The organism is Streptomyces sp., from assembly GCF_036524955.1.
In the GTDB taxonomy this organism is placed as follows: domain Bacteria; phylum Actinomycetota; class Actinomycetes; order Streptomycetales; family Streptomycetaceae; genus Actinacidiphila.
In genome coordinates this window covers 1-11190 of record NZ_DATDBG010000206.1, presented here as the reverse complement: position 1 = coordinate 11190, position 11190 = coordinate 1, and the positions used below count along the sequence as shown (strand labels likewise).

The following is an 11190-nucleotide window of genomic DNA, read 5'->3' as shown; positions in this document are numbered from 1 at the left end:
CGGCGGCCCGCGGCCCGGCGGGACGTCGTTGCTACGGCGTGCTGTTACAGCGTCTTGTTACGGGGTGTTGTTGGCCAGGGCCAGCAGCCGGTCCCGGGTGCCGTTGAACTTGTCCCGGTCCACGTTGCCGGCCACACCGCTGACCGAACCGGTGCTGGTGTACTGCCAGACCGTCCAGGTCGGCCAGCCGGCCGGGATGGTCGGGCTGGTCGCCGTGGTGTAGTGCGCGACGAACAGCGGGCTCTTGGTGGCCATCCCGGTCCACGACCCGGTGCAGGTGTTCCACCAGTTCGCGGTGCTGTAGATCACGGCGTCACGGGTGGTGCGCGCCTTGTAGGTGTTGTAGAAATCGGTGATCCAGGTGCGCATCGCCGAGGTGGACAGGCCGTAACACGTTGCCCCGTACGGGTTGTACTCGATGTCCAGGACGCCCGGCAGCGTCAGGTTGTCCCGCGACCACGCGCCGCCGTTGGAGGCGAAGTAGTTCGCCTGCGTGGCACCGCTGGAGATGTCCGGGCGCGCGAAGTGGTACGCGCCGCGGATCACACCGGCGTTGTAGGCGTTCAGGTAGTTCGCGTTGAAGGCCGAGTCCTTGTAGCTGGTGCCCTCGGTCGCCTTGATCCAGGCGAACTGGATCCCGAAGTTGCGCACCGCGGTCCAGTTGATCGACCCCTGCCAGTGCGAGACGTCGATGCCCTGGACGCCGTCGGTCTGGCTCAGCGGGGTGATCACACCGGCGGTGTCACCCGGCGCACCGCCCTGGTGCGCCCGGGTGCCCGCGCCCATGTACGCCTCGCCGGGCTGGATCCGCGCACCGGACGGCGAGGACGCCGCCGTGGCCGCTCCTGTCATGGTCATCAGCAGTGCGAAGACCGCGGCGACAACCGCGGTCAGGGTGGCTCCTCGCCAACGGGACTTCGGGGAACGCGATCTGTAGGTGGGCATAGCTACCTCCTGCTACGTCATCAGGTTGGGGCGTGCGAGGTTGCTGGGTGTTGCTGTCCGGACAGATCGGTGGAACGGTCAACTGACGTGAGCGCGTCATAAGTGACGCATGTGAACCGGCACGGTGGGAAGAGGTTTGCGAATCTCCGATGGCCTAGCCCAGTGGGCGAGCCTCGGACCTGTGGAAACAGCCGGCGGAACGCAAGAAGTTTCAAGGTATGAAAACAGCGGTGTGGGGCAGACGAGCCCGCGCCTGCCCGCCGTGCACCACGGACGCCTTCTGCTGGGCTGGGGCGCCCCCAGGGCGGGGGTCGGCGCTTGATCGCGCCCCCGCCGAGCAGCTTGAGGCCGCGCAACCCGCCCCGGTCGGCCTCGTCCCGCTGTGGCTCGCACGAGTGCGGTCGCGATCGGCAGCCGATCGCCGCCGCCGGCATCGCGGATGATGTCGCACGTCACGTCCCCGAACCCAGCGCCGTCGAGGAGCTTCTCCCACACGGGCACGTCCAGGACCCAGCGCGTCGTCATGGCGTGTGTCCGTCGGGGCGCCGTACGGGGATGTGCGCGGGCGCCGAGGACGGGTGGCCGGTTCGACGGATCAGTGCACGGCCGGGCTGCGGCGTTCGACGAGGACGACGTCGCGCCACCGGCCGTGGTGGCGGCCGATGCGCTCGCGGGTGCCGACGACCCGGAATCCCGCCCGTCGGTGCAGGGCGAGGCTGGCGGTGTTCTCCGGGAAGACACCGGACTGGACGGTCCAGACCCCGGCAGCGTCGGTGGAGGTCAGCAGGGCGTTCAGCAGGGCGGCGCCGACGCCTTGGCCGCGGGCGTCGGGGTGGACGTAGACGGAGTGCTCGACCACCCCGGCGTACGCGCACCGGTCGGACACCGGCACCACGGCGGCCCACCCGAGCACCCGGCCGCCGCTGTCGAGGGCGACCAGCCGGTGCTCGGGCAGCTTCGCGGCGTCGAACGCCTGCCAGGTGGGCGCGGTGGTCTCGAACGTGGCGTTCCCCTCGTCGATGCCGAGCTGGTAGATCGCCAGGACCTGCACGGCGTGTTCGGACCGCAGGGCCGCGATGCGCACCCGCGCCGCCCCGGTCACGCTGCCGCGTGGATGCCGAGGTCGGCCAGCAGGCCGCGGACGCGCTGCTCGATGGCGTCACGGATCGGGCGGACGGCCGCGACGCCCTGGCCTGCCGGGTCGTCCAGTGTCCAGTCCAGGTACCGCTTGCCGGGGAAGTACGGGCAGGCGTCCCCGCAGCCCATCGTGATGACCACGTCCGAGGACTGCACCGCCTCCACCGTCAGCACCTTGGGGGTCTCGGCGGAGATGTCGATGCCGACCTCGCGCATCGCCTCGACCACGGCGGGGTTGACCTGGTCGGCCGGGGCGGAGCCGGCCGAGCGGACCTGGACGCGGTCGCCCGCGAGGTGGGTGAGGAACGCGGCGGCCATCTGCGACCGGCCGGCGTTGTGCACACAGACGAACAGCACGGAGGGAACGGTGGGAGTGCTCATGAGGTCAGGGCGCTTTCTTCGGTGGTTCAGCGGGAGGAGGGGGCGAGCCGCTGCTCGCTGCGGAGGACGGCCACCTCGTCGGCGACAGCGCGCGACGAACGACCGAACAGGACGGCGACCAGGCCCAGGCCGGCCGCGGCGCCGATCAGCTGGGCGGCGAGGAACGGCAGCACCGACCCGGGGGCGATCCCGGCGAAGGTGTCGGTGAATGCCCGGCCGATGGTCACCGCCGGGTTGGCGAAGCTGGTGGAGGAGGTGAACCAGTACGCCGCCCCGATGAAGGAGGCGACCGCGGCCGGCGCCAGGTGGGCGCGGCCGGACCGGGCCAGGCCGAAGATCAGCAGGACCAGCCCGGCGGTCGCCACGACCTCGCCGAGCCACAGGTGTCCGGCGAAGCGGTCGTGGGTGGACCAGTGCACCAGCGGCCGGGCGAACATCGCGTCCGCCAGGACCGCGCCGCCGATGGCCCCGGCGATCTGGGCGGGGATGTAGGCGGCCAGTTCCGGCCCGCGCAGGCCCTCGCCGTCGCGGCGGCCGGTGAACCAGTCCGCGAGCGAGACCACCGGGTTGAAGTGCGCGCCGCATACCGGGCCGAGCAGCGCGATCAGCACGCCCAGGCCGAAGACGGTCGCGAGGGAGTTGGCCAGCAACTGGACTCCGACGTCCCGGGTCAGCTCGGTGGCCTGGATGCCGGAGCCGACCACCACGGCCACCAGCGCCGCTGTCCCGACGGCCTCGGCCGCCGCCCGGCGCACGAGGGGCGCCCGCCCGCTCATACTCCGGCCTCCACGGGAACGGCGGGGGTCTGGAGCAGATCGGACAGCCGGGCCAGGGCGGCGGGGAGCACCCAGTAGTACACCCAGGTCCCGCGCCGCTCCGAGCCGACCAGGCCGGCCTCTCGCAGCACCTTCAGATGGTGGGAGATCGTCGGCTGGGACACGTCGAACGGACCGGTCAGGTCGCACACGCACGCCTCGCCGCCCTCATGGGAGGCGATCAGCGACAGCAGCCGCAGCCGGACCGGGTCCGACAGCGCCTTGAACATCCGCGACAGCTCGGCCGCCGCCTCCTCGCCCAGCGGCTCGCGGACCATCGGCGCACAGCACACCGAGGCCTGGCCGAGCACAGGCAGACCCTCTTGTTTCGACATGGCTCTATGTTGACAGTCATCTAATCGAGTGGCAACCTCGGTCATATCGACAGACGTCGATACAGCATCGTCCCCGGATGGGAGACCGCCATGTCCCGTGTCCAGCTCGCCCTGCGCGTCGCCGACCTGGAAGGCTCGATCGCCTTCTACTCCAAGCTGTTCGGCACCGCCCCCGCCAAGCGCCGTGAGGGCTACGCCAACTTCGCCATCGCCGAACCCCCGCTCAAGCTCGTCCTGATCGAGGGCGAGACCGGGCAGACCACCCGCCTGGACCACCTCGGCGTCGAGGTCGCCGCCACCGAAGAGGTCACCGCCGCCACCGAGCGGCTGAAGGAGGCGGGCCTGGCCACCGTCGAGGAGAACGACACCTCGTGCTGCTACGCCCTCCAGGACAAGGTCTGGGTGACCGGCCCCGGCAGTGAACCCTGGGAGGTGTACGTGGTCAAGGCCGACGCCGACACCCGGGACAAGGCCGCCGGCACGCCGGACGCCTGCTGCGGCACCACCGCCTGCTGCACGCCCGACGAGCAGGCCACGGACCCCGCACAGACCCCGGCCGAGGCGAAAGCCGCCGCCGGATGCGCCTGCGCCGGCTGACCGGAGGCGTCTTGCCTCCGGGTGGTGACATCGGGTGGCACCGGTAGGCCGCGGAGCCGCTCGGCGACGAGCAGCCGGGCGAGGCGGGCCCCGCGCCGCGTCGACGGCACGAGCTGGACGAACGTTCGTGCGGTGGCCGGGAGTTGGGGCGTGCTCGCGTTCACGGTCCCACCGTGGCGGGCACCCGGCGGCGTTGACCAGCGGTGCGCCTCGTACGCTGCGTCAGCGTACGGGCACATTCGGTGGACTGTACGCGGGTCTTTCCGTCACGCTGGGTGAGTCGATCGCGGGAGATCGCGCACGCACAGCACCTGGAGGGGCCGCGTATGACAACCGACAACGCCGCAGCGATGGGCAACACCGACTGGGAGCGGGAGCCCGATCCCTCGGACAGCCTGCGGACCTTCGGGGCCGTCGTCCAGGCCCTCCGGGAACACGCGGGGCTCAGCCGGGCCGAGTTCGCGGAGCGGGTCCGCTTCTCCAAACACACCGTGGAGTCCGTGGAGCTGGGGCGGCGCATGCCGGACGAGTCCTTCGTGGAACGAGCGGAGGAGGTCGTGGGCAACACGGGCGCGCTGCGGAAGGCAGCCCGGCATCTGACGCGGGGCGAGCCGGGGCTGGCCGCGTGGTTCCGCCGCTGGGCGCGGCTGGAGAAGGTGGCGGTCAGCCTGTGCACGTACGAGTGCAGGCTGGTGCCGGGGTTGTTGCAGTCGGAGGGGTACGCGCGGGCGGTGTTCGACAACAGCATCCCGCTGCTGACGGATGGGCAGTTGGAGGCCCAGGTCAGCGCTCGTCTGGAGCGGCAGAAGATGCTGTACGAGCGTCCGCACGTCCCTTTCAGCTTCATCGTGGAGGAGTCCGTGTTCCGGCGGAACCTGGGCGGGAGGGAGGTGACTCGGGAGCTGTACGACCAAGTCCTACGGCTCAGTGCGCCGCGCAACGTAACGCTGCAACTCGTGCCGCTGGAAGCGGAGGCGCATGCCTGCCTGGATGGTCCGATGCGGCTCTTGGAAGCCCCTGATGGCCGACGGATCGGCTACTCCGAAGGACAGCAGAACGGGCGGTTGATTGCCGACCCGAAAGAGGTGGGCCTCCTCCACCATCGCTATGACACACTGCGCTCGCAGGCCCTGAACCCCAAAGACTCGCGGGGCTTGCTGGAGCGACTGCGAGGAGAGCTATGAGCGCGACGGAACTCGTCTGGTTCAAGTCCAGCTACAGCGGCACGCAGGGCGACGACTGCGTGGAGGTCGCCGTCACCGAGCAGGCCGTTCACGTGCGGGACTCCAAGGACAAGCACGGACCTCACCTCACCCTCGGCCGCGACGCCTGGACGCGCTTCGTACGGTTCGCCGCCACCGACGGCTGAGCTCTCTCGCGGGCCCAGCCGTCCGACGGCAGTACCTCAGCCGGCCTCGGGCCGGAGCTGGTGACGCAGACCCCGGCCCGGCGGCCGTATGAGGGTCGAGGTGTGGTTCTCGCCATCCGCGAGGGGACTCTCCGGGCTGAGCCCAGCCGCCGCCAATCGGCTGACGCACGGGGTGGGTCGAGGGTCCGGGTTCTGCGGTCGCCGGGACGATACGGCTATGACACCCGGGGAAGGCGCTGGTGAAAGTTCGGCGACGGCGGGACTCGTCCTGCTGACACTCGCGGCCGGGCAGTTCCTGATGGCACTCGACTGCTCGGTCATGAACGTCTCGATCGCCACGGTGGCTGATGATGTGGGTTCGACCGTGACCGGTATCCAGGGCGCGATCACGGCCTACACGCTCGTGATGGCCATGCTCATGATCCCCGGCGGCAAGGTCGGCGCGCTCATCGGCCGCAGGCGTGCGTTCACGATCGGCTGCGGCATCTACGGCTGCGGATCCCTGACGACCGCGCTCGCCCCGAACCTGCCCGTGCTCCTGTTCGGCTGGTCGTTCCTGGAAGGGGTCGGGGCGGCGCTCATCCTGCCCGCGATCGTGGCGCTCGTCGCCGGCAACTTCGCCGCAGAACGCCGGCCCGCCGCCTACGGACTCGTCGCCGCCGCAGGAGCCGCGGCGATCGCGGTCGGACCGCTCATCGGGGGTGTCGCGACGACGTACTTCTCCTGGCGCTGGGTCTTCGCCGGAGAGGTCGCCATCGTGCTGGGCATCCTGGTTCTTGCCCGCCGCATCGCCGACGCGCCGGCCGGCGAGCGCCCGCGCATCGATCTCGTCGGCGCCGTGCTCTCCGCCCTCGGGCTCGGGATCTTCGTCTTCGGCGTGCTGCGTTCGGGAGAATGGGGCTGGTTCCTGCCCAAGCCCGATGCGCCCGCCTGGCTCGGGATCTCGCTGGTCGTGTGGCTGATGCTGGCCGGCCTGGCCCTGATCTGGCTTTTCCTGCGCTGGGAGGCCCGCCTCGCAGCGCGGCGCAGGGAGCCGCTCGTGGACCCGGCCCTGCTGCGGAACCAGCAGCTCACCGGCGGCCTGACGATGTTCTTCTTCCAGTACCTCGTGCAAATGGGCGTGTTCTTCGTCGTACCGCTCTACCTGTCGATCGCGCTGGGCCTGTCCGCGCTCGCGACCGGCGCACGCATCCTGCCTCTCTCACTGACACTCCTGGCTGCCGCGATCCTGATCCCGCGTCTGCTGCCCGACGTCTCACCGCGGCGAGTGGTGCGTCTCGGTATCCTCTCGCTGCTCGCCGGCGCGGTGGTCCTGCTGTCCGCACTCGACGCGGACGCGGGTGCGGAAATCGTCACCCTTCCCCTCCTACTGATCGGGCTCGGCATGGGCGCGCTTGCCTCCCAGCTCGGGTCGGTCACCGTGTCTGCGGTATCGGACAAGCACAGCGCGGAAGTCGGCGGCATCCAGAACGCCGTCACCAACCTGGGAGCCTCGATCGGTACGGCACTGGCCGGGTCGATCCTGATCGCCGCATTGACGACGTCGTTCCTGACCAGCATCGAGCAGAACCCGGCCATCCCGGCCGAGGTCAAGAGCCAGGCGACCGTGGAACTCGAAAGCGGCGTGCCCTTCCTGTCGGACGCCCAGCTCAAGACTGCCCTCGACAAGGCGGGCACGAGCGCGGAGGTGAGCCGGGCCGCGATCGACGCGAACGCCGCGGCCAGGCTCGACGGCCTTCGCGCCGCACTCGCCATCCTCGCCCTGGCTGCTCTCCTGGCGATGTTCTTCACGCAGCGGATCCCGAAGACCCAGCCTCGCTCGGCGCAGCCATAGACACCGCCGCGTCGTACGCGGCGGTGTGCGACGCCCCATCCCCGGCGGTCTGATCAACCAGCGTCATCGCAACGGCCGAATGGCGTCGGGAACAGACGGGGCAAGAAATTATCGAAGAAAGTGTGCATTATTGGTATATGTCCGACCCGAATGAATTTCCCGCCTCGAATCAGCGCCGATCCGGCGGTGTGCCTGTGCGGCCCAAGACGGTGGCCGTTGCCGTGATCGCGGTACTGGCCATCTGGTTCATCGCCATCAACACCGGTTCGGTGAAGATCCACCTCTACTTCTCCACCGTCATGGCCCCCCTGTGGATTGTGCTTACAGCCACGGCGATCGGCGGTGCGCTGATCGGATGGTTCGGCAGCCATCGCGCCGCCAAGAACCGAAACCGACGCCGCGCAGAGCAACCCCGACGGCGACGCTGACGGCCTCGCCGCGCACGGCTGAGCCCTCTCGGGCCCCAGTCGTCCGAAGCGACCGTGCGCTCGGGGTGGCCGCAGCGGCACTGGAGATCCTCGGCCCGGTGGACCTCTCCCCGTCGCCCTTGCCGAGTCGGGGTCCTTCCCGACCCGCACCCCGCACAACGACAAAACCCCGCGATCTCAGAGAAACCGCGGGGAAGTGGTGTGTGTCCGAGGGGGGACTTGAACCCCCACGCCCGATAAAGGGCACTAGCACCTCAAGCTAGCGCGTCTGCCATTCCGCCACCCGGACCGGGTGTGTCACCGGAGCCTCGGGGCCGTGGCGACGAGGTAAACCATAGCAAAGATCCGGATGGGGCGATCACCGTGAGGGCGGCCGAGGGAGGAGGCGGCCCGCGCAGGGAGTGAGCAGGAGGACCGACCAAACGGGGAGCCTTGGGGGAGGTGGGGTGGCGGGGGGAGGATGGGGTGGCGTCCGCCGACGGGGGAGGGCGGCGCGTGCGGGATGGCAGGGCAGTAGCCGGCGAGTGAGGAGATGGCGTGGGCGAGTCGAAGAGCGCAGGCGTGACGGGCGAGGACGAGGTCGTCGGCCTGTGCAGTGAGCTGATTCGGATCGACACCAGCAACTACGGGGACCACTCGGGGCCGGGCGAGCGGGCCGCGGCCGAGTACGTCGCCGAGAAGCTGGCCGAGGTCGGGCTCGATCCGCGGATCTTCGAGTCGCACCAGGGCCGGGCGTCCACGGTGGCGCGGATCGAGGGGGAGGACCGGTCGCGGCCCGCACTGCTGATCCACGGCCACACCGACGTGGTGCCGGCCAACGCGGACGACTGGACGCGGCACCCGTTCTCCGGGGAGGTCGCCGACGGCTGCGTATGGGGCCGGGGCGCGGTGGACATGAAGGACATGGACGCGATGACGCTCGCGGTCGTCCGCGACCGGCTGCGCAGCGGGCGCAAGCCACCGCGGGACATCGTGCTGGCGTTCGTCGCGGACGAGGAGGCCGGTGGTACGTACGGGGCCCGGCACCTCGTGGACCGGCATCCGGATCTGTTCGAGGGGGTCACCGAGGCGATCGGCGAGGTCGGCGGCTTCTCGTTCACGGTCAACGAGAACCTGCGGCTGTACCTGATCGAGACCGCCGAGAAGGGCATGCACTGGATGCGGCTCACCGTGGACGGCACCGCCGGGCACGGGTCGATGACCAACAAGGACAACGCGATCACCGAGCTGTGCGAGGCGGTCGCCCGGCTCGGCCGGCACGAGTTCCCGGTACGCGTCACCAAGTCCGTGCGCGGTTTCCTCGACGAGCTGTCCGACGCGTTCGGCGTCGAGCTGGACCCGGAGGACATGGAGACCACCCTCGCCAGGCTCGGCGGCATCGCCAAGATGATCGGCACCACCCTGCGCAACACCGCCGCCCCGACCATGCTCGGCGCCGGCTACAAGGTGAACGTCATCCCCGGCCAGGCCACCGCCCACGTCGACGGCCGGTTCCTGCCCGGGTACGAGGAGGAGTTCCTCGCCGACCTCGACCGCGTCCTCGGGCCGCGGGTGAAGCGCGAGACGCTGCACTCCGACAAGGCGGTGGAGACCGACTTCGACGGCTCGCTGGTGGACGCCATGCAGGCGGCGCTCAAGGCCGAGGACCCGATCGCCCGCGCCGTGCCGTACATGCTCTCCGGCGGTACCGACGCGAAGTCCTTCGACGACCTGGGCATCCGCTGCTTCGGCTTCGCGCCGCTGCAACTGCCGCCGGAGCTGGACTTCGCCGGGATGTTCCACGGCGTGGACGAGCGGGTGCCGGTGGAGGGCCTGAAGTTCGGCGTACGGGTTCTCGACCGCTTCATCGAGAACTGCTGACCGTTCGACCGTCTGTACCCGTACCGGCGGTTCCGTCGCCGGTACGGGTGAATGGCGCGGTTCATTCGTAGCTCTATTTCCTCCGGGGTCGTTACGACGTGTGTGGTCCGAGGCTGAGATCACATGTCCCCGTAGGAGGAAGCTCATGATGAAGAAGGTCGCCGCTGTCGCGGCTGCCGCCGGCGGTCTGGTGCTCGCGGGCGCGGGTCTGGCTGTCGCCGACTCCGGCGCGCAGGGCGCCGCCGTCCACTCCCCGGGCGTCGTGTCGGGCAACACCGTCCAGATCCCCGTCGACGTGCCGGTGAACGCCTGCGGCAACACCGTTTCCGTGATCGGGCTGCTCAGCCCCGCCTTCGGCAACGACTGCGTGAACCAGTAGGACCCAGCCCCGCTTCGGCCGCCGGCGGCCGAGGCCGGGGCGGCCCCGGGCGCCGCTGAGCCGCGCTCCCGGGGCGCTCGCCATTTCCGGGGGCCGCGCTCATCAGGGCGCGCAGGGTTGCGCTCTGGAGCGACGGCCGTTCCGGTCGACAACGAAGGTAGGGAAAGTCATGCGACAGGTCGCGACGAAGGGCCTGCTCACCGTGGTGGCCACCGGTGGGGTGATTGCTGTGGGCGGCGGTCTGGCCTACGCCGACAGCGCAGCGTCCGGTACGGCGGCGGATTCACCGGGCCTGCTGTCCGGCAACTCCGTGCAGGTCCCGGTGCACGTGCCGATCAACATCTGCGGCAACACCGTGAACGTTCTGGGCCTGCTCAACCCCGCCCACGGCAACTCCTGTGGCAACACGTCCTCCCCGGGAGAGGGCGCCACGGCCACCGGAGGTGCCTCCCGATCGCCGGGACTCGGTTCCGGCAACTCCGTCCAGGCCCCGGTCGACATCCCGGTCAACGTCTGCGGGAACACGGTGACGGTGATCGGCGGGCTCAACGCGGTGAACGGGAACGCCTGCGGGAACGGGGCGACCCAGCCCGGGAACCCCGGTCCGGGCAATCCGGGCAACCCCGGGAACCCGGGCAACCCCGGTCAGCCGGGCAACCCCGGCAACCCCGGTCAGCCGGGCAACCCCGGTAATCCGGGCCAGCCGGGCAACCCGGGAACGCCCGGAAACCCGGGTCAGCCGGGCAACCCCGGACAGCCGGGCAACCCCGGTAACCCCGGGAACCCGGGCACCCCGGGTACGCCCACCCCGGCCCGGCCCGGCACCCCGCACGACCAGGCCCGGAACCCCGTCGCCGCCTCCCACCTCAGCCCGTCCACCGGCGGTACGGGGAGCCTCGCCCACACGGGTACCGAATTCGTCGGCGTAGCAGCCCCCGCCGCCGGCGCGCTGCTGCTCGGCGGCGCCCTGCTCTACCGCCGGGGCCGCGCCGTCCGGCGCTGAGCCGACGCCACGAGCCGCACGGAACCCGAATCCCGAGCCGCACCGGCGGCCCCGGGCCTGCGGGGACCCGAACGAAGGAGATCCGGTCGTGGGGGGGGGGGGGGGGG

13 protein-coding genes and 1 tRNA gene are annotated in these 11190 nt (G+C 70.6%); 8 read left to right on the top strand and 6 right to left on the bottom strand.

Annotated elements, in window-relative coordinates; genetic code table 11:
• Positions 1-57: 57 nt before the first annotated feature.
• The 5 genes from VIW71_RS16990 to VIW71_RS16970 form a co-directional block, all read right to left on the bottom strand.
• Positions 58-945: a GH25 family lysozyme gene (locus VIW71_RS16990; RefSeq protein WP_331623152.1), complete on the bottom strand. Its 888-nt coding sequence runs from the start codon at positions 943-945 to the stop codon at positions 58-60.
• A 595-nt stretch (positions 946-1540) separates the two neighbouring features.
• On the bottom strand, positions 1541-2029 hold the full coding sequence (locus tag VIW71_RS16985) for a GNAT family N-acetyltransferase (protein WP_331623151.1): 489 nt from the start codon (positions 2027-2029) through the stop codon (positions 1541-1543).
• A gap of 14 nt (positions 2030-2043) precedes the next feature.
• The gene (locus tag VIW71_RS16980; protein WP_331623150.1) at positions 2044-2463 is read right to left on the bottom strand and encodes an arsenate reductase ArsC; all 420 of its coding nucleotides are present in this window, start codon (positions 2461-2463) and stop codon (positions 2044-2046) included.
• Positions 2464-2489: 26 nt separating this feature from the next.
• Positions 2490-3239, bottom strand: a complete 750-nt coding sequence (locus VIW71_RS16975; RefSeq protein ID WP_331623149.1) for an aquaporin — start codon at positions 3237-3239, stop codon at positions 2490-2492.
• On the bottom strand, positions 3236-3613 hold the full coding sequence (locus VIW71_RS16970) for an ArsR/SmtB family transcription factor (RefSeq protein ID WP_331623148.1): 378 nt from the start codon (positions 3611-3613) through the stop codon (positions 3236-3238). The genes VIW71_RS16975 and VIW71_RS16970 overlap by 4 nt, the downstream gene beginning before the upstream one ends.
• Before the next feature lie 90 nt (positions 3614-3703).
• On the opposite strand from VIW71_RS16970, the gene VIW71_RS16965 reads away from it, so the two are divergent.
• From VIW71_RS16965 to VIW71_RS16940, 5 genes are all read left to right on the top strand, one after another.
• Positions 3704-4210, top strand: a complete 507-nt coding sequence (locus VIW71_RS16965; protein ID WP_331623147.1) for an ArsI/CadI family heavy metal resistance metalloenzyme — start codon at positions 3704-3706, stop codon at positions 4208-4210.
• 326 nt (positions 4211-4536) lie between these two features.
• The gene (locus tag VIW71_RS16955; protein ID WP_331623146.1) at positions 4537-5394 is read left to right on the top strand and encodes a helix-turn-helix domain-containing protein; all 858 of its coding nucleotides are present in this window, start codon (positions 4537-4539) and stop codon (positions 5392-5394) included.
• Positions 5391-5579: a DUF397 domain-containing protein gene (locus VIW71_RS16950; protein ID WP_331623145.1), complete on the top strand. Its 189-nt coding sequence runs from the start codon at positions 5391-5393 to the stop codon at positions 5577-5579. The genes VIW71_RS16955 and VIW71_RS16950 overlap by 4 nt, the downstream gene beginning before the upstream one ends.
• 217 nt (positions 5580-5796) lie before the next feature.
• On the top strand, positions 5797-7413 hold the full coding sequence (locus tag VIW71_RS16945) for an MFS transporter (RefSeq protein ID WP_331623153.1): 1617 nt from the start codon (positions 5797-5799) through the stop codon (positions 7411-7413).
• A 137-nt stretch (positions 7414-7550) separates the two neighbouring features.
• Positions 7551-7841 (top strand): LapA family protein, encoded by a 291-nt coding sequence (locus VIW71_RS16940; RefSeq protein ID WP_331623143.1) that lies wholly within the window; start codon positions 7551-7553, stop codon positions 7839-7841.
• Positions 7842-8045: 204 nt separating this feature from the next.
• Here the strand turns inward: VIW71_RS16940 and VIW71_RS16935 are convergent.
• Positions 8046-8130: transfer RNA gene (locus VIW71_RS16935), tRNA-Leu, on the bottom strand.
• Positions 8131-8378: 248 nt separating this feature from the next.
• Between VIW71_RS16935 and VIW71_RS16930 the strand changes: the two genes are divergently transcribed.
• The 3 genes from VIW71_RS16930 to VIW71_RS16920 all read left to right on the top strand — a co-directional run bounded on the left by VIW71_RS16930 (position 8379) and on the right by VIW71_RS16920 (position 11083).
• On the top strand, positions 8379-9701 hold the full coding sequence (locus VIW71_RS16930) for a M20/M25/M40 family metallo-hydrolase (RefSeq protein WP_331623142.1): 1323 nt from the start codon (positions 8379-8381) through the stop codon (positions 9699-9701).
• A gap of 145 nt (positions 9702-9846) precedes the next feature.
• Positions 9847-10080, top strand: coding sequence for a chaplin (locus VIW71_RS16925; protein ID WP_331623141.1), 234 nt, complete (start codon positions 9847-9849; stop codon positions 10078-10080).
• Positions 10081-10249: 169 nt separating this feature from the next.
• The gene (locus VIW71_RS16920; RefSeq protein WP_331623140.1) at positions 10250-11083 is read left to right on the top strand and encodes a chaplin; all 834 of its coding nucleotides are present in this window, start codon (positions 10250-10252) and stop codon (positions 11081-11083) included.
• Positions 11084-11190 lie beyond the last annotated feature (107 nt).